Below are 21052 nucleotides of genomic sequence, written 5' to 3'. Positions count from 1 at the left end.
TTTATTTTATTTAATAATCGCATTTCTAATCAGAACAATAATAATGCTGGTTATTATTAGTCACCCAAATTCATATTTTTATGATTCGAGATAGATAATAAAAATTATTTTTAGCGAAGAAGACAACCTCCCTGATATGAACAACAACTATCGAACGCACTCAAGTTCCGCTTCTCAACGGCCTGATCACACGGCAAAAAAAAGCCCAACCACACGGTCAGGCCTGTCCGAAATTGCAAACTATCAAAACCAGGGAATAGTTGCTGTTGCGCTTAATCCATAACTACTGAATTCCCCTTTCACCGGTTCAGTGAGCAAATCACCATGACGGATAAACAACTTGAACTGTTGCTGACTCGACAAACTCTTCATATTAAGAAAAGGTAAGTCGGTCCGCTGTTCAGCTTGCGTCGCCAGTCGCTCAATGGCCTGTTCTTCAGTAAGCCAGCCTTTTTTCACTGAACGCCTTAACAGACGCTGCGGGTTACTTTTAACCTGCACACGGCTTACTACTCGCCAGCCCTTTATTTCTGGAACGGGAGTGACAGGTGAACATTGGCAATAGTCCGTAAGTCCTTTACGCCACGATGAGGCTTCAAGCGCCTGCAATGCCTGGGCGCTACCATGCAAGCGTAAACGCGCTCCAGGCATAACATTTACGTCCGGGAAGCTCACGCCGATATCGCCTTGCCCTCTTGCACCTAATGCCCGATGCAGTTTGGCAATTAACGCCGCCATCAACATTTCGCTCGAAAATTCAGGATCTGGCAGAACGCGGATCTCAAGGTAGTGATCCATTGGCAGCTCCTTATTCCGCTTTCTCACCAAAGACACCGCCGCGGATCAGCACAGCCATCACGTAATGCTGCTGCTCAACGTCTGGTTTCATCCCTTTGGTCACCCAATTGTCCAGCAAGGTATAAAAGTCGAGTTTTTCTTTCGGTTGACGGCAGGCCACACCGCGACTGGTTACAGAACCATAAGGTTCCACGGCGATAGCCCCCAATTCATCAACTTTTGGATGCCAGGTATCGATGGTACGTAAAGCATTGCCAATCTTCTGAGAGTGAATACCGGCAATACCAGCCACCTGGTATAACACGCGACTTTTGCTACTGTTGCTGTCGAGTACCAGCTCCTGCGACGGGAAAACTTCTTGCCCAGCACCGAGGCGAACCTGCGCTTCAACGGTAAGCATTACCCACTCTTTTCCGCTCAATCCTTGTTCAATCGTTGACGCCAGTTTTGTGACGCTACTCTGGCCCTGATCAAATTGACGTAAAGAGAAGTCATGGCTGTTAAAAGTCCATGATTTGTCGTTAGCGGTGACTTTCACCTGAATTTGCTCGGCACCGATACGGTTACGCCACAGAAAACGACCATTTGCCAGATTCAGGGCATAGCGAAGCGCCAGCTCTTTAAAGCCATGTTCGCTGATATAACCTTCAATAACGTCGGAAAGCGCCTCCTGATAGGCCATATCATTACATACTGAAGGTGAGGATAAATTACCCAGCACGCGCAGCGTAAACATCACTTTTAGCGTATCCGCATCAACCGGAAGCGCTGCCACATCTACCCGCTGCAAGTTGGCTTTTTGGATTTCTGCATTCAACTTTAACTCATTACTGGAAATTGCATCTTTCAGGCGATTGGAGATGGTTCCGCGAACGGCTTTCTCCTGAATCTCAATAGGTTGCCATTCATTTCCTTGCCAGTTACCTGCGTACATCACCGCGTCAGAGGTTGCCAGTTTGCGCTCAAATGCCAGTACTGACGCCGTTTTTACTGCTACAGGGGCCTTTGCCATAATTATGTCCTTATTCTGTATCGTCATCTTCATTAGTAGTAGGGTCGTCAACGACTGGTATTGCCGAGCAATAGTAGCCAGTGTCCGTTGCACGGTAACGCCACATCAGTGGTTGCAAGCCAGTAATACGATGTAATCCGCGCCATTCGCCAATGCCATAAACCGCTTCGGCAAAGGCAAATGGCATCACGGTATCGCGCGCATTTTCAACTTCACCGGGAGCGTAAACAGGAGATATGCGTTGGTAACCGCACATTAACGGTACCAGGAAACCAGGCATTGGCTTCGGCTGGTATACCCATTGTGCGCTGTTGTCTTCTGCCGGAGATTCGGCCTGATATTTAACGGCAGCAAAATCAAGCCAGGCATCAAGCAACGATATATCGGGATGTTGTTGGTGATGTTCAGCCAGCCATTCACTGCGATCGTAAAGTGCATAGCCAGGCATTAAACGCCAGATGATTTTACGCAGTTGCTTTTCATCTTCAGGGGCATGAAAAAGCTGCGGTTCGCGCATGTCAACAATGCTTCCGCCCGCCAGTTTGTGGCTCTGGCAGAGCATTTTCAGATGGTCACAAAGGGCTTTTCTACCGTATTCACCATTGGTAATTTCGCCATTACATTCAATCAGCAGAGAGACCGTCAGGTGCATACGCCCCTCTTCATTAAATGAGGCGGTTTTACCTTCTCTGGTTAGTGGATTACGGGTGAGAGCGAACTGAAAATCGCGCCCGGAGCTGTACGCCTGAATATGTTGTTCATGGCTAACGACCGCGCAACCGTCAAAACTTACGCCAAATTCATCCACCACTTTGCGAGAAAGCGCATGAACATAGCCGAGAAAATGGGTCATCGACGGGAATCCCCAGGTCAACCCGGAAACAGCGTTGGCGTTTTCGATGCGTACATGGGGTAACAAGAGCAGATAACTCATTTCAGCGCCTCCTGCAAAACGGCTTCCATTTCACGCATCCGTTGAGCGAACAGGGACTGACTGCGCCACTCTTTTTGCTCGATAGCACCTACATCGAAACTGGCTTTTTTCAGGCGATAGTTCAGCCAGCGCGCGAAATCCTCGGCCACCATACCCTGCCAGTCGTTTTTTTCACGCTCCAGTTTGAAAGCCTCATCTGACAGGCTCCGCCACGGATCCAGCCACAGTTGCTGGTGGCGAGGTAAATCTGGTGATTGCGCGGACCATCCCTGCCATTTTTCTTGTTGAAAAGAGGATGCCTGCATAAACAGCAAATCTATCAACTCATCAATATATTTCGCCCGTGTGGTACGGATATGAACATTATTTTTGTCAACTTTCAGAAGATAGGTCATGCGGGCGATAATGCCCGAGGCCGCCCGATTGAAATCGCCACGTAAGGCAAAAATACTGCGCATGTTTTGTGGTGCGCGATCCAGCGCCGCCCAGGTGGGCGGCATTGACGGCAACAGCCAGACACGGCCACCACGAACACTGTTGAGCAAAGAAATATTCTGCGGTTTTGTGCCGCCAAAATGCATTTCGGCAAGATTAGGAAAACGAATATCTGGCTGTGAGTGCCATTTACCTGCTTTGTGCGCATCGCGAATGGCTTTCGATTCCTCACTAAAGCGCACGGCAGTTAGCTTTTCATACATCGCCTGTGCCAGCGAACTGGAAAACAGCGGGCATAACAGGTGATAGCCATCATCGACAGGGAAATAGATTTGTTTTGCCAGTTTATGGCTGGCAGGCTGTCCAGTTGTCCATGCCTGGCTAAACCCAGCTACCCACTGCTCCAGTTGCGCTTTATCCTCTGCAAACGTACTTAATGCCTGATAATCACCACGCTTCAGGCTGGCAAGCAGTGAATCTCCGTTCACATCGGTTTGTAGCAACTTTGCGACGTCAAGTGCGGCGGCGTTACCAATCGCGTCAGTAGCGACATTCGCCAACGATGCCGTGTTTAAATAGCTTTCGTTAGCGGAGGTTTCCAGACAAAAGCTACTGGCTTTAGAGTCACCATGACTGAATTTAGCGCCATGAGTGACTAATTTGATTTGCCCGGCACGCTTTGCCGCATCCGTTAACCAGTTACGTGGCAGGTAGCGTGCTTCGAGTTCCTGTCGCTCCAGAGCGATAACGCTGGCGTCGTCGCCCTGCTCCAGTCGCTTTGCTGCTTCTTTTTCAAAGGCATCGATTTTGGGTTGCCTTCGCGAAGCAATGTAGTCAGTGATAAATTGTATTAGCGCCGTTTTTTCCATTTCGGCTCCTTTTCGTTAATCCATCAAATTGAAGTTGCTCCCTGACTTCACTGAAAAATCTCCGTAGCCCAACCAGGCTTCAGTACAACGACACATACAGTAAAAGGGACAACACCCGCGGTGATAATCATGGATAGTTCACCTAGAGGTATCTACGCTTTAATCTAGCCAAATCCATGCAATAACCAACGGTGATATTACCATGCATAAAATATTTTCCACGCAATGGTTTGATAACTAACATTCACGCACTGCCATCGGCAGCTAAGAAATAGAGGTATCTCCGGATACGGACTTGTAAACTGCCGCACAGGCAGCGCGCCCCCTATCACAGGTTGCGGAACACTCCCAACCAGGGGTGATAACGCCAGTCATCGACCGCATCTTCTTCACTGGCCGGTACTCTCACTTCAGCAAACATTTCTCCAACACGCTGTATTTCACAACCGTGCTTATCAGCTAAATTCAACAAAACGTGTTGGTAATCCATCACGCCCCAGCAAGCGACGCCGCTGGCGCATCTCACCTCTTCTCGCCTGAAATTCCCCTGCGCTTTACGCTCGTTGTCACCGGTGCGGGAATAGAAACGCGCTTCGCTTTCTTCATCATCCATATGTAGAAAAAATACCGCCTCCGGCAACGGCGAATAACGAAATGGCGTCTGGCGCTGCATCCAGCCGTTCCAGCTTAGCGGTGCGCGCCACCATTGTGCCGCCACCACATGTTTGCTTTTACTGCTCATCAATTCAGTGGATAAACGACTATGCTCAAGTTCCGCCAGTTTGTTGTCATTATTGGCAGACAGAATCCGCGGCAAGGCGTTAATCGTCCGGTAGTCCGCGATCGGAATCAGTTCGCAAATATCATGGCTATCCAGCAAGTGTTCTTTTGTTTCGAAACCAGGCTTACAAAATGCGGGGGCTTTTTTCTGCAATGATTTGATATTACTACGCAAAATAACCAGATTCTCACTAGTCGGCACATTTCTACGGTGGCGCTGAATACGTCCGGCAAATTGAATTATCGAACGCATGGAGCTTGGTTCGATAATTCCCCAGTCCGCATCCCAGTCACGCCCCACTTCTATAACCGATGTCCCCAACACCACAAACAGATGGTTCGATTCCGGACTTTTATGTAAGGCATCTGCGATATCTTCGTTGTTCCAGAAATCGAGTTCGTTATGATGAGTAAAAGCGCGATCCAGTCGCTTCTCAATATCTGAACGCACCGCCAGCGGATGTCGGGAGTGGTAAACACAGTAATGAATGCAGACATCTTCTGGTGAAGGAATGGCAATCAGGGCTTTGGTCACCGCAACCAGTGGATTGATATTCGCGAAGCGCACAAGGCCCAGCGAAACGGTTTTACCGCTTTCGTGTAGCTGGCGATGCGCCTGATGCAACTTCAGCATTTGCGTATGCACCGTCTGGGCCACACTTTCGGTAACGTCTTGTATCGCGCTTGATGCAGATGAAATTGAAGCAACACGCCCGAAATGCAGTCGCTCTTTTTCAGCCAGCATCACCGCTCGCCGTGCAACAAATTTTGCATGTGCATCACGAAACCCAGGCCCGTCGCAAATTTGCGTTGCATCAGCATCTTTTTCATCAAACCAGGCACAGCAGATATTGACGGGCCTGCCGTGGGTACCACAAGACGACTGCCACATTTTACGCCCGGCAAGATAAGCCGCGAACAGCGCCTGAATCAGCCCTGGCGGCAACGTCGCGGAAGAAAGTAATACCCGCGTTCCCAACATTCCGGCCCAATTCATCAGACGACATACTGCATGAAGATCGGCAATATCAAAGTCGTCAGGTTCATCGAGCACTAAATCGCTGGTTAACAAACGCAACATCGAAGGAAGCTGTTTTCCGCCTCGCACACCTTCGGTCGCAGAAATAAGATGATCAATGGTTGCTACCAGAATCGGTGCGCTTACTAACGCCTTAAGTTTGCTGTCATCCTTCAACCATTTTTCCAGCGCCCCGGTATGCAGACTACCTTCATATTTAACAAACTGTTGCTCCTCTGCCAGCGATTCTTGCGAAGCACTTCCGCAATCATTGTCTGTTTTTTCCTGCAGCCACAGTTGCTTAACTGCCGCCGAACCAATCAGTACCGCCAGCTCATCCTCGCCCAGTCCAAGCCGACTGCGCAGAGCATCGCCGGTTTGCAAAGTCAGCGTGCGCAATCCCAGCGCGACGGTAAAACGGCACCCTTCCCGCTCATCGGTAAGCGCATACATAATGCGGGCGTTAGCAAAGGTTTTACCGCACCCCGTCGAGGCCATATTGACACCGAAAAAACCGTCTTCCCGGCTTCGCTCACGTAACGCACGTGCCACATCCCAGGCTTTATCCTGCCAACGATATTTCGCGTCTGTGGCCCGTTGGCTAAAGCCTTTATGTCGGGCAATTGCCGGAAGCGATGCACGTGTGTGCATCAGTTGCCGCCCAAGTAGATACGCATGATGCGCGACGCCGACCAGATGCTCATCTACCCGTTGTTTGAGCGTGCCGCTCTGCCGATCGCTATTTGCCCAGACAATATAATTCGGGTCTTGCCATTTTTGCTGCGCGTCGTTAGATGAATAGTAGTGATCGGCAAGCATCAGGCAAAAACGCGCCATATGTAACGGAAACAGTTGCTCCATCTGCCCCCATTCCTTTAAGCCGATCGCGTTACACGCCCTACGGGCAATCTGACGCGCTTTTTCTCGCCAGCTCGCGCTTTGAAGCGGCGTTCCTGACGGAAATTGCCAAACTTGCTCGAAATCCTGTTGTGACCAGTCATTCTTACGGTGGTTAACGGCATTCCAGTCAGCATTGAGTTGTTTCTCCAGCCAACTATCACAACCTTTGCATGATTGTTCTGGTTGTGGCGAAAGATTCTCCGGCATTCGATGATGGGAAAGGATCAACCAGCCTACCGTTTTGGCGAGTGGTTGCAGCGAACTGAATGGACTATTTGAAAAATGAGGCGTGTCTTTTTGCAGGCACTCAAGGATCGCGGTTTCATCATCTGCCGTTAATTTCCCAAGTTTTTCCAGCCACACTTCGTCTGGCTGTTCACCGACAAAAGCCTGAAAAAGCCGCAGCGAAATCCACTCATGCCGATAAGGCTGATAACTGCGGGCATTCTTTTGGGTCAGGCTTTGCTGAAAGCTGCGTCCTGCTTTACCAAAATCATGAAATAACCCAGCGATAGCCGCCAGCAGCGCAATACTTTCCGCGCACTGCCAGCGATTTTCTTCTTTTTTCACCAGGCTGGTTTGCGTTGTTCGATTTGTGGGAACGCGACCCTGAGCATTAAAACGACGAATATTGCCGACAATCCACATCAACTCCGTTTGCCCATTCTTCTTCAGCCAGTGACAAGCCACTGAGGTATTTCGCCGGGCAGTTTTGCGCAGTAAACGGCGAAGTGTATTAACCCCTTCCAGAGTAATCACCGTTTGCCATGCGGCGTCACCAGTGCGTTCGGCAAACTGATCAATAATACGGCAGCTCTCCACTCGAGCATTTTTTGTGCAGCGCGAGATAATCAGGACGTTCATTGGTCAGCCTTAGCCAGGGCCTGAGCCGTTTCCTGCAGAGAGGTGATCATGACATCCAGCGCATCCGCTTGTTGAAAGATATTGATGCAGCGTTGACGAAACTCCTGAGCATCTTCTCCCGCCATTGCAGCGATAAATGCTTGTGGCATAACAAGGGCATCTTTAATCAGATCGGCAAGGTCAAAAACGAGGCCGCCGCGACGGGTTTTACCGTGCATTACTGCTAAACCGTGTGGGATCCCGGTTACCCACGCCGCCACTGCCGCCAGGCCATACGCCAGATAATTACCCTGATCGAGGAAGCGGTTGGCCATATCAACTCCGCCACCCCGTTTTGCACGAGTAAAGTCGCCGTAGCCCACGGATTGACTCACCATTTTGTAGAGTGCTTTGGTCAATTTCGCCTCTACGAGCATAAGCTGCGTATGGCTTTCTGCCATGTCTATTTCTTCACGAGTGCGATTTAGCAGAGTCTGCAGTGCATTAGCATCAGGCTGAAAGGCGTGTTCACGCTGCATTTTCGCGCTGGTCCAGTGCTTATCGATATGTGTCAGGCGGATTAACTGAAAACGTTTCGCGGCGGCAAGGCGTTTGTCTTCAGCAAACCAAAAAGAAACCCACTGCTGAAGATATTCAGTAGGACGATATTCGCTTTGCGGACTGAGCCAGGAGACATCAACATCAACTTCATTTGCCGAATACAGCGGCGTGCCATCCGTACCACAAAAACCAACCATCACTCCAGCATGGGCAAATTCACGCATCGCCGCCTGGGTAACGGACGTTCCCATCCCCAACATCAACGCCGTGGTATTCGCAATGGGGATATTCCAGTAATACGACTCCTTACCTTCACTGGTGACATACTCCACTCGCCCACCATTCACCTGCACCCGGCATTTTTCCAGATAATAAATATTGGCACGCCTGGAGTGGAGAATGGTTTTGAGATCAGAAGGAGTAAGGTAATTTGAAGACATAAACACATCCTGTGATTATTTTTATTTGAAGGAGTTAGGATTAGTACAGCATTGATTTCTGTGTGAGAAATTGATTCTCGTCGCAATTATCACAATTGTTATTGTGTGTCACAGCTAATGGTTCGGAGTTGAGAGCGCCATAACGCAGCTAAATTTCTGCCATCATCGTATTTGTGAAACTGCCTGTACGGCAGTGGACCTTGTTAAGACCACGGGCACCATGCAGATGCTTTTCTAAGCTGCCTGTACGGCAGTGAACTAGTTTGGTTTTCGTTGCCATCCCGTTTCAACTTTCTAAGCTGCCTGTACGGCAGTGAACCGCTCAAAGCGAAAACCGGGCAATCACAAAAATTTCTAAGCTGCCTGTACGGCAGTGAACTATTACGGCGACACGGCGCTGTTTGTCTACAATTTCTAAGCTGCCTGTACGGCAGTGAACGTTCCAGTGATACCCTGCAAGGTAATTTTTCTTTTCTAAGCTGCCTGTACGGCAGTGAACTAAGAGGGGTCCTGCTGGATATTGACTCTCCGTTTCTAAGCTGCCTGTACGGCAGTGAACGCAAAGTGGCAAAGTAAACACAAGAAAAGGACTTTCTAAGCTGCCTGTACGGCAGTGAACCACCAGCGAGAGCGGCCTCTATTTCCCTCATTTTTCTAAGCTGCCTGTACGGCAGTGAACACGCAGTTCAGCGGATTAAACGCATATATCGATTTCTAAGCTGCCTGTACGGCAGTGAACTCTTCATCAATCCATGATTTCATAATGATGGGTTTCTAAGCTGCCTGTACGGCAGTGAACATCCATTGCCATTTCATTGATAAAGGAGTTATATTTCTAAGCTGCCTGTACGGCAGTGAACCTGAGGCGACGTCATTTAATTTACTGAATTTATTTCTAAGCTGCCTGTACGGCAGTGAACTGGTTATCTGTCAATTGCAATCGGCAGATGTTTTTCTAAGCTGCCTGTACGGCAGTGAACTCAAATACTACACGCTTAGCCCATTGTTAATAAAGCGAAACCAGCAAAATTCCTTGTCCAGCCCCTTTTTTATCCTTGCCTTCCAGCAGCATTAATTATCAATAACTTACCTTCGCCCTCAAAAATAGGGTTTTTACCGCCCCACCTCACAAACAAAAAAATCCGTAACCTCTTACGAGATTACGGACTTTATCAACCTACTTAAAAGGCTTCACGACCCCAGATTAATGCGCTGCTTCCGCTTTGTGCTTTTGTGCACTCTGGAACCCGTAGGTCAGCTCATTTTTCTCTTTATCCAGCGCAACAGTGACCTGACCGCCATCCACCAGCGAGCCAAACAGCAGTTCGTTAGCGAGCGGTTTCTTCAGGTTGTCCTGGATGACGCGAGCCATCGGACGTGCACCCATTGCCCGGTCGTAACCTTTCTCAGCCAGCCAGTTACGTGCTTCCTGGCTCACTTCCAGAGAAACACCTTTCTGATCCAGTTGAACCTGCAACTCGACAATGAATTTATCAACCACCTGATGGATCACGTCGGTTGAGAGATGATCGAACCAGATAATATTGTCGAGACGGTTACGAAACTCTGGCGTAAAGATCTTTTTGATCTCTTCCATCGCATCGGTGCTGTTATCCTGGTGGATAAGCCCAATCGATTTGCGCTCGGTTTCACGTACCCCGGCGTTGGTAGTCATCACCAGCACCACGTTACGGAAATCGGCCTTGCGTCCGTTGTTATCGGTCAGCGTGCCGTTGTCCATCACCTGCAACAGGATATTGAACACGTCCGGATGCGCTTTCTCGATTTCGTCCAGCAGCAGCACCGAGTGCGGATGCTTGATGACCGCATCGGTCAGCAGACCACCCTGATCAAAACCGACGTATCCCGGAGGCGCACCAATCAGGCGGCTGACAGTGTGACGTTCCATATACTCGGACATATCAAAGCGCAGAAGCTCAATGCCGAGGGCTTTGGAAAGCTGCACCGTGACCTCAGTTTTACCGACCCCGGTTGGACCAGCAAACAGGAACGAACCGACCGGTTTATGTTCGTGGCCTAAACCCGCACGCGCCATCTTGATGGCTTCGGTAAGCGCCTCAATGGCTTTATCCTGACCGAAGACCAGCATTTTCAGGCGATCACTGAGGTTTTTCAGAGTATCGCGGTCACTCTGAGAAACACTCTTCTCTGGGATACGTGCGATACGCGCCACCACGGACTCAATATCCGCCACATTGACCGTTTTCTTGCGCTTGCTTACCGGCATCAGACGTGCGCGAGCGCCCGCTTCGTCGATAACGTCAATCGCTTTGTCCGGCAGATGACGATCGTTAATGTATTTCACCGCCAGTTCTACCGCCGCACGCACCGCTTTCGCGGTATAACGCACGTCGTGGTGCGCTTCATACTTCGGTTTCAGACCGTTGATGATTTGAACGGTTTCTTCGATCGACGGTTCAGTAATATCGATTTTCTGGAAGCGACGCGCCAGAGCACGATCTTTCTCGAAAATGTTGCTGAACTCCTGATACGTCGTCGAACCTATAACGCGAATTTTACCGCTGGAGAGCAGTGGTTTAATCAGGTTAGCCGCATCCACCTGACCGCCAGAAGCTGCGCCTGCGCCGATGATGGTGTGGATCTCATCGATAAACAGGATGCTGTTGGTATCCTGCTCCAACTGTTTGAGCAACGCTTTGAAACGTTTTTCAAAGTCGCCGCGATATTTAGTTCCCGCTAACAGGGAACCGATATCCAGAGAGTAAATCGTACAGTCAGCCATCACTTCCGGTACATCGCCCTGGACAATACGCCAGGCGAGACCTTCCGCAATCGCAGTTTTACCAACGCCAGACTCGCCAACCAGCAGTGGGTTGTTTTTACGGCGGCGACAGAGAACCTGAATGGCGCGCTCCAGCTCCTTCTCACGACCAATCAGCGGGTCGATTCCTCCCACGCGCGCAAGCTGGTTCAGGTTCGTCGTGAAATTCTCCATACGGTCCTCCCCACCAGCTTGTTCTTCACTGCCGGGCTGGTTTCCTGGTTCAGAAGACTGAGATGGCTCGTCTTTACGCGTGCCATGAGAAATAAAGTTCACCACATCAAGACGGCTGACTTCATGTTTGCGCAACAGATAGGCAGCCTGTGACTCCTGTTCGCTAAAGATAGCAACCAGAACATTCGCACCGGTAACCTCACTGCGACCGGAGGACTGAACATGGAAGACCGCACGTTGCAGTACACGCTGAAAACTCAGCGTCGGCTGCGTGTCACGCTCCTCTTCACTGGCAGGCAGAACGGGTGTGGTTTGTTCAATAAAGGCTTCCAGTTCCTGACGGAGCGCCACCAGATCCACGGAACATGCTTCCAGCGCCTCCCGAGCCGACGGGTTACTGAGCAATGCCAGTAACAAGTGCTCGACGGTCATAAACTCATGACGGTGCTCGCGCGCTCTGGCGAAAGCCATGTTTAAACTGAGTTCCAGTTCTTGATTGAGCATAGGCACCTCCCCCAATTTTTATGCCTGCATTCAGGCTTTTTCCAGCGTACACAGCAATGGATGCTCGTTCTCCCTTGCGTACTTGTTCACCATCGCCACTTTGGTTTCTGCAACCTCGGCGGTAAAGATTCCGCAAATGGCCTTCCCCTGGTAGTGAACAGCGAGCATCAATTGCGTTGCACGTTCTACATCATAAGAAAAGAATTTTTGTAACACGTCAATAACAAACTCCATCGGAGTGTAATCATCATTGACTAATATCACTTTATACATAGATGGCGGTTTTAGCACGTCACGCACTTTTTCTTCCGCCAGTTGATCAAAGTCCAGCCAGTCGTTCGTTTTACCCATTGTCAGTTATCATCTTCGGTTACGGTTATCGGCAGAACGCTCTGCCGCTGACAAGAGCTTATTTGCCTGACCAATCTACTCCACATAATAGATAATTATCATCTATCGTTGGCATCAGCGACATCAGTCACATTACTGTCAATAGCGTTAACTGCTTCAAATTTTTGATGCATACCTACCCCCAGCCCCCTGTCAAACGCTTGACGACTCGCCCTATTTCTCTAAATTGTATTTCTAGAGTTGGCGAGGTTTTGAACAGCTCCCTCTCTGACCCCGGTTTATTCCATCTTACTTGTATAAGATTTGCGAAGGATGTCGAAGCATGGAAAAGGGTACTGTTAAGTGGTTCAACAATGCCAAAGGGTTTGGTTTCATCTGCCCTGAAGGCGGCGGCGAAGATATTTTCGCTCATTATTCCACCATCCAGATGGATGGTTACAGAACGCTAAAAGCTGGGCAATCCGTTCAGTTTGATGTCCACCAGGGGCCAAAAGGCAATCATGCCAGTGTCATTGTGCCCGTCGAAGTAGAAGCTGCAGTCGCATAGCTCTTCTGTCTCATTGTGTACATCCTACAGGCAAAATGCCAGCCCGATCGGCTGGCATTTTTATCTCAAATATTACTCCCGTGCCAGAGCATCCACTGGATCCAGTTTTGCCGCATTTCGCGCAGGCAGCCAGCCAAATAAAATCCCGGTAACGGTTGAACAAAGAAACGCCAGTAGCAGCGCCAGCGGAGAAAAACCAATTTCCCAACCGGGTAAAAAAAGCTGCAATGTGAAAGCGATTAACAGTGACAGCGTTATCCCCAGCGCACCACCCACCAGACAAACCAGCACGGCTTCAATCAGAAATTGTTGCAACACATCGCTGGCGCGCGCGCCCACGGCCATGCGGATACCAATTTCCCGCGTCCGCTCTGTCACCGATACCAGCATAATATTCATGACGCCAATGCCGCCCACCACCAGCGAAATCACCGCCACCAGTGTCAAAAACAGTTGTAAAGTACGTGTGGTCTTTTCGACCGTTTTCAAGACACCGTCCATGTTCCAGGTGAAGAAATCCTTTTTGCCGTGGCGCAGCGACAACAAACGGGTGAGTTGCTGTTCAGCTTCAGCGCTGTCAAAGCCTTCTTTCACTCTTACGGTAATGGAGTTAAGCCACGACTGCCCCATAACCCGCCCGGACATGGTGCTGTAAGGCAACCACACGCGCAGCACTTTACTACTGCCAAACATCGACTGTTTCTCTTCCGCCACGCCGATGACCCTCGCTGGCATATTACCGACAAGAATCACCTCGCCAACCACATCCGCTTTATGCGGAAAAAGCTGACGGCGGGTATTACTGTCGAGAACAACTACCTGCGCGCGACCATTCAGTTGCTCCTGATTAAAGGTGTTCCCTTCGCTGAAAGTCATACCATAAACATTAAAATAGTCCCCGCTTACGCCGTTGGCGCTGGCAGCAACATCAACATTGTTATAACGCAGGCGCAGGTTTTGCGAGACGGCGGGTGTGGCAGAAGCGACCCACGGTTGTTTTTGAATGGCGATTAAATCGTCGTACTTCAGCGCCTGCTGATATTGCGGATCGTCATCGCCAAAATCTTTCCCAGGATAGACATCAATAGTATTAGTACCAATAGAACGAATATCCGCCAGTACCATTTGTTTAGCCGCGTCGCCCACCACGACAATAGATACCACCGACGCAATACCGATAATAATCCCCAGCATGGTCAGTAAAGTACGCATTTTATTGGCTGCCAGCGCGCGCCACGCCATCGTCAGCGCCTCGTTAAAACCGCTGACGAACTGCCGCCAGCCAGACGCCGTTTTGACACCCGGTTCGCTGTTGGCTGCAGCAGTATTTTTTTCAATAGCGGGTGGATTACGCACGATTTCGCCGTCGTGAATTTCGATCACCCGCTCTGCCTGGGCGGCAACCTGCGGATCATGAGTGACGATAATCACCGTGTGCCCGCGATCGCGCAACTGATGCAGGACAGTCATCACCTCTTCACCGGAATGGCTGTCCAGCGCGCCTGTCGGTTCATCAGCGAGGATCACCTGCCCACCGTTCATCAACGCGCGGGCGATACTGACTCGCTGTTGTTGACCACCGGAAAGCTGAGCAGGGTAATACTCTGCGCGCTCTTCCAGCCCCAGTCGTTGCAGTAATTGCCGGGCGCGCAGCAGTCGCTGTTTACGCTCAAGGCCAGCATAGACGGCGGGAACTTCAACGTTCTGCTCGGCGGTTAAATGCGAAAGCAGGTGGTAACGCTGAAAAATAAAGCCAAAATGCTCGCGACGGAGCTGCGCCAGCGCATCGGCGTCCAGCGTGGCAACATCCTGACCGGCGACGCGATAGGTGCCGCTTGTGGCTTTATCCAGGCAGCCGAGGATATTCATCAAGGTCGATTTACCAGAACCCGAAGCGCCGACAATCGCCACCATCTCTCCGGCATAAATATCCAGAGTGATCCCCTTCAGCACCTCAACCTGCTCATCTCCCGCGGGATAGCTACGGCGAATATCCTTCAATTCGAGCAAAGGCGTCATTGCGCAGCTCCTGGTTTGGCCTCACCAATCACCACTTCTTCGCCCACTTCCAGCCCTTTGACAATCTCAACATCGGTATCGTTACGTGCGCCAATCGTTACTTCACGCTCGCGCGTTTCTCCATTACGTAGCAGTTTGATCTTATAGCGGTTATCGCCAACCGGATCGCCTAACGCCGACAGTGGGATTGTCAGCACGTTTTTCACATCAGTGAGCTGAATGTGCACCTGTGCAGTCATATCCAGCCGCAACAGACCATCGGGGTTTGGTACTTCAAAACGGGCGTAATAGAAAATAGCGTCGTTGACCTTTTCCGGTGTTGGCAACACATCTTTAATCTGCCCTTCATAGCGCGTCAGCGGATCGCCAAGCACCGTAAACCAGGCTTTTTGCCCCGGCTTCAGGTGGATAACATCCGCTTCAGAAACCTGCGCTTTTACCAGCATGGTACTCATATCTGCCAGCGTCAAAATGTTCGGCGCTTGTTGTGCGGCAATCACCGTCTGCCCTTGCAGGGTAGTGATTTGCGTGACTTCCCCGGCCATCGGAGCAACGATGCGGGTGTAATCGAGATTGGTTTTAGCTGTGTCGAGAGAGGCCTGATTGCGTTTGATTTGCGCATCAATGGTGCCAATCTGCGCCTGTTTAACAGCCATTTCAGTCGCAGCAGTGTCGAGATCCTGCTGTGAAACGGCCTGCGTTTGCGCCAGTCGTTGCTGGCGAGAGTATGTCACCCGAGCCAGTTTCAGTTCTGCTTCCGCCTGCTGACGTTGTGCGCGCAGCTCCATCAGCGTCGCTTCCACTTCCTTGATCTGGTTTTCAGCCTGTTCTGGATCAATAACGCCTAAAAGCTGATCTTTTTTCACTTTATCGCCAATCGCCACCGACAGCGTTTTCAACTGACCGCTAACCTGCGCGCCAACATCAACTTTACGCAACGCGTCGAGCTTTCCGGTCGCCAGCACGCTTTGCTGCAAATCACCGGGGCGCACTATCAATGTCTGATAAGTTGGCACCGGCGCATTGAGAATTTTCCACAATGCAACCAACCCGGCAATGACTATCACCAGCGCAATAACGTAACGCTTCTTAATGTTTCTTCGCTTTTTCATGAATATATTGAGTACTCCATACGCGCATCCGGGCGTTGTTAACATCAACAAAATATCAACAAAACCCTAAAATTTCCGTTAGTAATCACATTATTGATGTTTGGTTAAGATTTCCGATGGTGAAATCGACGCTATGTATAATCATTGATTTTGTGAATATGTCACAACTTACTGAACGGGCTTTTACGCCATCTGAATCTCTTAGCAGCATGTCTCTTTTCCTTAGTCTGGCTGGTGGCCAGTGGCGACCAGGTAAATTCTGGCATCGCCGTAGCTTTCGCCAGAAATTTTTGCTGCGCTCTTTGATTATGCCGCGTTTAAGCGTTGAGTGGATGAACGAACTATCCCACTGGCCGAACCTCAATACGCTGTTAACACGCCAGCCGCGACTGCCTGTTCGTCTGCATCGCCCTTACCTTGCCGCCAATCTTAACCGCAAACAATTACTGGAGGCGTTACGTTACCATTATGCATTGCTGCGTGCCTGCATGTCGGCGGAAGAATTCAGCTTATATTTGAATACCCCCGGGCTGCAACTGGCGAAGCTGGAAGGAAAAAACGGCGAGCAGTTCACGCTTGAACTGACCATGATGATCTCAATGGATAAAGAAGGTGACAGCACGATCCTGTTCCGTAACAGCGAGGGCATCCCTCTGGCAGAGATCACCTTCACTCTGTGTGAGTACCAGGGAAAAAGAACGCTGTTTATTGGTGGACTGCAAGGCGCGAAATGGGAAATTCCGCACCAGGAAATCCAGAATGCGACGAAAGCCTGCCACGGTCTGTTTCCAAAACGTCTGGTGATGGAAGCGGTCTGTCTCTTTGCCCAACGCTTACAGGTTGAGCAGATTATTGCCGTCAGCAATGAAACGCATATTTATCGCAGCCTGCGCTATCGCGATAAAGAAGGAAAAATCCATGCGGACTATAACGCGTTCTGGGAGTCGGTTGGCGGCGAATGCGATGCCGAACGGCATTACCGACTTCCTGGTCAGATAGTACGAAAAGAAGTTGCTGAAATAGCCAGTAAAAAACGAGCTGAATACCGTCGCCGCTATGAGATGCTCGACGCTATTCAGCCACAGATGGCAACGATGTTTTGCGGTTAATCTGCCCGACCGCGCGCCAGCCACAGCACGCGCGAGAACATTTTTTTCAGCAATGCCGGTACGGACTCCACACCACGGCGTCCGGCCTCCATTGCAACCTCAATGGCGAGATCGGGTTTGGAAGAGCGATGGATCGCCTTCGAGATGATTTTGCGCAGATTCATCGGTACATTTTCCGGGATTTGCGCCACGCGATGGAATACATCGGAAAATCCCTGGCGATACATAAAATGCTCCATATCCAGCGCCGGTAATGCCGTTAAATGCTCTCGTTCAGCTTCCCGATCGTTATTCAACAGGCTGCGCACCGTAGCGGCATACTTCTTCCCGGCTTCATCGCCATCGACCAGCACATGCCACTCAATCCCCATCCGGCGGGCAAATTTAACCAGCGGTTTTAATCCTGACTGGGCAAATTCAATGACCTTGATCCCTTCAGCATCAAAATGATGCCCACACTGGCGCGCCAGTTCGTTAATAACCCAGGTTTCTGTTTCCCCTTCCACCAGCAACCAACAACGGGCAAACAGCGATGACGGACGGTTAAAACGAATGTGAAAGGATATGCGTCGGCTATCTTCGGTACTCAAGCCACTCGGCCCCAGACGCCATGCGGCAACGCGAGAAGATTCACGCACCAGACGGCAAACATGCTCTACCGGCGTTAACGAAAGCAGCTCGCCAGAGTTGGTGGTAGCAATACGCTGCAATGGCAGAAGGTTCAACAGATGCCAGGCGACTGAAAGCATAATCGGATGCAGGCGCGTTTCCGGATCTTCTATCAACAATAACGGACGCGCGTCTTTATCCAGCCGCAATGTGCCTTTTGCCTGTAGCAAAGTCGCAAATAGCCCAAGCAAAATAACCCGATACGAACGACCTCCAGGCCGGTCAATCATCCGGTTGATGATATCCAGATAACGCCAGCTCCGTTGCTCATTGCTGGCCCGCCGCCGCATTAAGCGGTATCTCGCCTGCCCGGCTCCCTGCTCCGAAAAATAATGCTCAAGCAGTTGCACCATTGCCGAAAGCCCCTGACGAATCTGTCCGTCAGTAAGATTTTGTGGATGTGAGGATAATTCACGGGCAAGAAAATCCAACTGGCGCGCGGTAACTTCCACATTGGGCACATTTGGTACAGTTCCGTTGCGAATACGGCGCATAAAGCGGGCATCACGCAAGCGCAGAACAGGCATCAACCGCACCAGATGACGCGCCTGATCGTTAATATCATCAACCTCAATCGGATGCCCGTCTTTATCAAGAAAACTGCGCAGCGTCATCACGCTGCCATCTTCCGCACACTCCCCTTCCAGACGATAAAAAATGCGGTGATAACTATCGACGCACGGCGTCCAGCATGTTTCAAGTGGGCGATAACGGCGAACACGATGCCGCCCTGGCAGCGATTCACGAAAGGTCAGAATGATATGCAGATGGTGTTCCCGGCCATTGATATCGCCCGGCGGAAACCAGAAATCGTCGCGTTCAAAATGGTAGAGATCTGATTCTGGCGATAGCAGTAGGGTTAGCGCATCCAGCAAACTGGATTTACCCCACGCGTTCTCCCCAATCAGGACGTTGTTTTGTTCCAGCATCAACGATAGTCGGTTGATACCACGAAAGCCCACAATTTCAACGCGCTCAAGAATCATATCCCCTCCAGAAATATGTTACTTATCCTTTACTCCGGCAGTATAACGGGAAAGCCCCCAGGAATACGTGATGACATCACACTTAAGCATGGCAAATGTCTGAAAAATGAGCGAATAATTGTGTCAGACGCCCTCTCACTGATTTCCCGCAAAAAACAATAAAATCAAATGATTAATCTTGTGTATTATTTTTATTACCCCCAAAGGTTTAATTTCGTGGTTTGCACTACACTGTCAATCAGGCAAATGACTATATGGGGGAACCCTCATTTGTTCTAAATCAAAATTACTGGATTTATTTATCTGGCGAATGACTCAGCTTCGTTTTTAAAATACCCACGCATTATTTCTGTCGTCACTTTTTTACGACGACCCTATAAAACGACCATATTTTTCACAGGGTCAATTTTTAATTGAGGTGGATATGTTCAGAAAATTAGCAGCAGAATGTTTTGGTACTTTCTGGCTTGTATTTGGTGGCTGCGGTAGCGCTGTGCTGGCGGCAACATTTCCGGAATTAGGTATTGGCTTTGCTGGTGTCGCGCTGGCGTTTGGTCTGACAGTACTGACCATGGCCTTCGCTGTTGGTCATATTTCTGGTGGTCATTTTAACCCGGCAGTCACTATTGGTTTATGGGCTGGCGGTCGTTTCCCGGCAAAAGAAGTCGTTGGCTACGTCATTGCCCAGGTTGTTGGCGGTATTGTTGCGGCGGCACTGCTGTATTTAATCGCCAGCGGTAAAGCCGGATTTGACGCGGCGGCCAGCGGTTTTGCGTCTAACGGTTATGGTGAGCATTCACCTGGCGGCTATTCCATGCTTTCTGCATTGGTTGTTGAACTGGTATTGAGCGCTGGTTTCTTGCTGGTGATCCACGGTGCGACCGACAAATTCGCGCCGGCGGGTTTTGCGCCGATTGCCATTGGTCTGGCATTAACGCTGATTCACTTAATCAGTATTCCGGTCACTAACACCTCCGTTAACCCGGCGCGCAGCACTGCGGTTGCTATCTTCCAGGGTGGCTGGGCGTTAGAACAACTGTGGTTCTTCTGGGTAGTGCCCATTGTCGGCGGTATTATTGGTGGTCTGATTTACCGGACACTGCTGGAAAAACGCGATTAATTAACGCAGAAGGCCTGACGCAATGTCAGGCCTTCTTATTTGCATAACGTTTCCTTTTAATTGCAACTTTACTCATCCTTCCGCTTTCAGTAGTGTGTCATCGCGCATTCCGATTTCTTCTTTGCAAGGGCTGAGTTTTCATGTTTTCTGGGCTGTTAATCATTCTGGTGCCACTCATTGTGGGTTACCTCATTCCGCTTCGCCAAAAAGCTGCGTTAAAACGCATTAATCAGTTATTAAGCTGGATGGTCTATCTCATTCTCTTTTTTATGGGTATTAGCCTGGCGTTCCTTGATAATCTTGCCAGTAATTTGCTGGCGATCCTGCATTATTCCGCCGTCAGTATTACCGTTATTTTGCTATGCAATATTGTCGCCTTGCTGTGGCTGGAGCGTGGTTTGCCATGGCGTAATCACCACCAGCAAGAGAAATTACCGTCACGTATTGCGATGGCACTGGAGTCGCTAAAACTGTGCGGCGTAGTAGTGATTGGTTTTGCCATTGGCCTTAGCGGATTAGGTTTCTTACAACACGCCACTGAAGCCAGCGAATACACGTTAATTCTGTTACTTTTCCTCGTCGGTATTCAGCTACGCAATAATGGCATGACCTTAAAGCAGATTGTCCTTAATCGCCGGGGAATGATTGTCGCTGTGGTAGTGGTTGCCAGTTCATTAATTGGCGGTTTAATTAACGCCTTTATTCTTGATCTCCCTATCAACACCGCGCTGGCAATGGCCTCCGGTTTCGGCTGGTATTCTCTTTCCGGTATATTGTTGACCGAATCTTTTGGCCCGGTAATCGGTAGCGCAGCGTTTTTTAATGATCTGGCACGAGAGCTGATCGCCATCATGCTAATCCCCGGCCTTATCCGTCGCAGTCGCTCAACGGCGCTGGGTTTGTGCGGTGCCACATCGATGGATTTCACCCTGCCCGTTCTTCAGCGTACAGGTGGTCTGGAGATGGTCCCGGCGGCGATTGTTCACGGTTTTATTCTTAGCCTGCTGGTGCCCATTCTGATCGCCCTTTTCTCCGCGTAATACCTCTCTGGCGGTAGAACCCTGCCGC

16 protein-coding genes and 1 CRISPR repeat array are annotated in these 21052 nt (G+C 50.1%); of the genes, 4 read left to right on the top strand and 12 right to left on the bottom strand.

The genetic code is table 11. The features are described from left to right. Positions 1 to 243 precede the first annotated feature (243 nt). From cas6f to A1SC_RS25575, 9 genes are all read right to left on the bottom strand, one after another. Positions 244 to 798 (bottom strand): type I-F CRISPR-associated endoribonuclease Cas6/Csy4, encoded by a 555-nt coding sequence (cas6f, locus tag A1SC_RS20035; protein ID WP_016261859.1) that lies wholly within the window; start codon positions 796 to 798, stop codon positions 244 to 246. Positions 799 to 808: 10 nt separating this feature from the next. Beyond that, positions 809 to 1810 carry a type I-F CRISPR-associated protein Csy3 gene (gene csy3 / locus A1SC_RS20040; protein WP_016248536.1) on the bottom strand — a complete coding sequence of 334 codons (1002 nt, stop codon included), beginning with the start codon at positions 1808 to 1810 and terminating at the stop codon, positions 809 to 811. A 10-nt stretch (positions 1811 to 1820) separates the two neighbouring features. Then, complete coding sequence (gene csy2 / locus A1SC_RS20045; protein WP_016261858.1) at positions 1821 to 2744, bottom strand: type I-F CRISPR-associated protein Csy2; 924 nt, start codon at positions 2742 to 2744, stop codon at positions 1821 to 1823. Further along, the gene (gene csy1 / locus A1SC_RS20050) at positions 2741 to 4048 is read right to left on the bottom strand and encodes a type I-F CRISPR-associated protein Csy1 (protein ID WP_016261857.1); all 1308 of its coding nucleotides are present in this window, start codon (positions 4046 to 4048) and stop codon (positions 2741 to 2743) included. Before csy1 ends, csy2 begins: the two co-directional genes overlap by 4 nt. Positions 4049 to 4376: 328 nt before the next feature. Then, the gene (gene cas3f, locus A1SC_RS20055) at positions 4377 to 7610 is read right to left on the bottom strand and encodes a type I-F CRISPR-associated helicase Cas3f (RefSeq protein WP_016261856.1); all 3234 of its coding nucleotides are present in this window, start codon (positions 7608 to 7610) and stop codon (positions 4377 to 4379) included. After that, on the bottom strand, positions 7607 to 8590 hold the full coding sequence (gene cas1f, locus A1SC_RS20060) for a type I-F CRISPR-associated endonuclease Cas1f (protein ID WP_016261855.1): 984 nt from the start codon (positions 8588 to 8590) through the stop codon (positions 7607 to 7609). The genes cas3f and cas1f overlap by 4 nt, the downstream gene beginning before the upstream one ends. A 171-nt stretch (positions 8591 to 8761) precedes the next feature. After that, positions 8762 to 9570: direct repeats of the CRISPR family, unit length 28 nt; unit sequence TTTCTAAGCTGCCTGTACGGCAGTGAAC. A 224-nt stretch (positions 9571 to 9794) separates the two neighbouring features. After that, complete coding sequence (gene clpA, locus A1SC_RS20065) at positions 9795 to 12071, bottom strand: ATP-dependent Clp protease ATP-binding subunit ClpA (RefSeq protein WP_000934071.1); 2277 nt, start codon at positions 12069 to 12071, stop codon at positions 9795 to 9797. 30 nt (positions 12072 to 12101) lie between these two features. Continuing rightward, on the bottom strand, positions 12102 to 12422 hold the full coding sequence (gene clpS / locus A1SC_RS20070; protein WP_016261853.1) for an ATP-dependent Clp protease adapter ClpS: 321 nt from the start codon (positions 12420 to 12422) through the stop codon (positions 12102 to 12104). 98 nt (positions 12423 to 12520) lie between these two features. Further along, a complete protein-coding gene (locus tag A1SC_RS25575; RefSeq protein ID WP_212741843.1) occupies positions 12521 to 12595 on the bottom strand; it encodes a hypothetical protein in 75 nt (24 codons plus the stop codon). A gap of 149 nt (positions 12596 to 12744) precedes the next feature. Between A1SC_RS25575 and cspD the strand changes: the two genes are divergently transcribed. Further along, a complete protein-coding gene (gene cspD, locus A1SC_RS20075; protein WP_000410785.1) occupies positions 12745 to 12969 on the top strand; it encodes a cold shock-like protein CspD in 225 nt (74 codons plus the stop codon). A 72-nt stretch (positions 12970 to 13041) separates the two neighbouring features. On the opposite strand, the gene macB is transcribed toward cspD, so the two are convergent. Then, entirely contained in the window at positions 13042 to 14988 is a 1947-nt protein-coding gene (macB, locus tag A1SC_RS20080) for a macrolide ABC transporter ATP-binding protein/permease MacB (RefSeq protein WP_000188199.1), read from the bottom strand. Further along, positions 14985 to 16100, bottom strand: a complete 1116-nt coding sequence (macA, locus tag A1SC_RS20085; RefSeq protein ID WP_000747340.1) for a macrolide transporter subunit MacA — start codon at positions 16098 to 16100, stop codon at positions 14985 to 14987. Before macA ends, macB begins: the two co-directional genes overlap by 4 nt. 158 nt (positions 16101 to 16258) lie before the next feature. Here macA and A1SC_RS20090 point away from each other — a divergent pair, with 158 nt between their 5' ends. Next, positions 16259 to 17209, top strand: a complete 951-nt coding sequence (locus tag A1SC_RS20090; RefSeq protein WP_143192605.1) for a VirK/YbjX family protein — start codon at positions 16259 to 16261, stop codon at positions 17207 to 17209. On the opposite strand, the gene A1SC_RS20095 is transcribed toward A1SC_RS20090, so the two are convergent. After that, entirely contained in the window at positions 17206 to 18864 is a 1659-nt protein-coding gene (locus tag A1SC_RS20095) for an ATP-dependent endonuclease (RefSeq protein ID WP_016261851.1), read from the bottom strand. The genes A1SC_RS20090 and A1SC_RS20095 overlap by 4 nt on opposite strands. A 424-nt stretch (positions 18865 to 19288) precedes the next feature. On the opposite strand from A1SC_RS20095, the gene aqpZ reads away from it, so the two are divergent. Together aqpZ and lysO are read left to right on the top strand one after the other, a co-directional pair. Beyond that, entirely contained in the window at positions 19289 to 19984 is a 696-nt protein-coding gene (aqpZ, locus tag A1SC_RS20100) for an aquaporin Z (RefSeq protein ID WP_001516085.1), read from the top strand. Between the two features lie 140 nt (positions 19985 to 20124). Next, positions 20125 to 21024 (top strand): L-lysine exporter LysO, encoded by a 900-nt coding sequence (gene lysO / locus A1SC_RS20105; protein ID WP_000491126.1) that lies wholly within the window; start codon positions 20125 to 20127, stop codon positions 21022 to 21024. The last annotated feature ends 28 nt before the right edge of the window (positions 21025 to 21052 follow it).

Source organism: Escherichia sp. KTE52, assembly GCF_000408325.1.
In the GTDB taxonomy this organism is placed as follows: domain Bacteria; phylum Pseudomonadota; class Gammaproteobacteria; order Enterobacterales; family Enterobacteriaceae; genus Escherichia; species Escherichia marmotae.
The sequence above is the reverse complement of the archived record's forward strand: the minus strand, read 5'-3'. Positions and strand labels throughout refer to the sequence as shown.

What these genes read in the sequence shown, in the direction of transcription:
- cas6f (WP_016261859.1), bottom strand. Translation starts at nt 798, where the DNA reads ATGGATCACTACCTTGAGATCCGCGTTCTGCCAGATCCTGAATTTTCG.
- csy3 (WP_016248536.1), bottom strand. Translation starts at nt 1,810, where the DNA reads ATGGCAAAGGCCCCTGTAGCAGTAAAAACGGCGTCAGTACTGGCATTT.
- csy2 (WP_016261858.1), bottom strand. Translation starts at nt 2,744, where the DNA reads ATGAGTTATCTGCTCTTGTTACCCCATGTACGCATCGAAAACGCCAAC.
- csy1 (WP_016261857.1), bottom strand. Translation starts at nt 4,048, where the DNA reads ATGGAAAAAACGGCGCTAATACAATTTATCACTGACTACATTGCTTCG.
- cas3f (WP_016261856.1), bottom strand. Translation starts at nt 7,610, where the DNA reads ATGAACGTCCTGATTATCTCGCGCTGCACAAAAAATGCTCGAGTGGAG.
- cas1f (WP_016261855.1), bottom strand. Translation starts at nt 8,590, where the DNA reads ATGTCTTCAAATTACCTTACTCCTTCTGATCTCAAAACCATTCTCCAC.
- clpA (WP_000934071.1), bottom strand. Translation starts at nt 12,071, where the DNA reads ATGCTCAATCAAGAACTGGAACTCAGTTTAAACATGGCTTTCGCCAGA.
- clpS (WP_016261853.1), bottom strand. Translation starts at nt 12,422, where the DNA reads ATGGGTAAAACGAACGACTGGCTGGACTTTGATCAACTGGCGGAAGAA.
- cspD (WP_000410785.1), top strand. Translation starts at nt 12,745, where the DNA reads ATGGAAAAGGGTACTGTTAAGTGGTTCAACAATGCCAAAGGGTTTGGT.
- macB (WP_000188199.1), bottom strand. Translation starts at nt 14,988, where the DNA reads ATGACGCCTTTGCTCGAATTGAAGGATATTCGCCGTAGCTATCCCGCG.
- macA (WP_000747340.1), bottom strand. Translation starts at nt 16,100, where the DNA reads ATGAAAAAGCGAAGAAACATTAAGAAGCGTTACGTTATTGCGCTGGTG.
- A1SC_RS20090 (WP_143192605.1), top strand. Translation starts at nt 16,259, where the DNA reads ATGTCACAACTTACTGAACGGGCTTTTACGCCATCTGAATCTCTTAGC.
- A1SC_RS20095 (WP_016261851.1), bottom strand. Translation starts at nt 18,864, where the DNA reads ATGATTCTTGAGCGCGTTGAAATTGTGGGCTTTCGTGGTATCAACCGA.
- aqpZ (WP_001516085.1), top strand. Translation starts at nt 19,289, where the DNA reads ATGTTCAGAAAATTAGCAGCAGAATGTTTTGGTACTTTCTGGCTTGTA.
- lysO (WP_000491126.1), top strand. Translation starts at nt 20,125, where the DNA reads ATGTTTTCTGGGCTGTTAATCATTCTGGTGCCACTCATTGTGGGTTAC.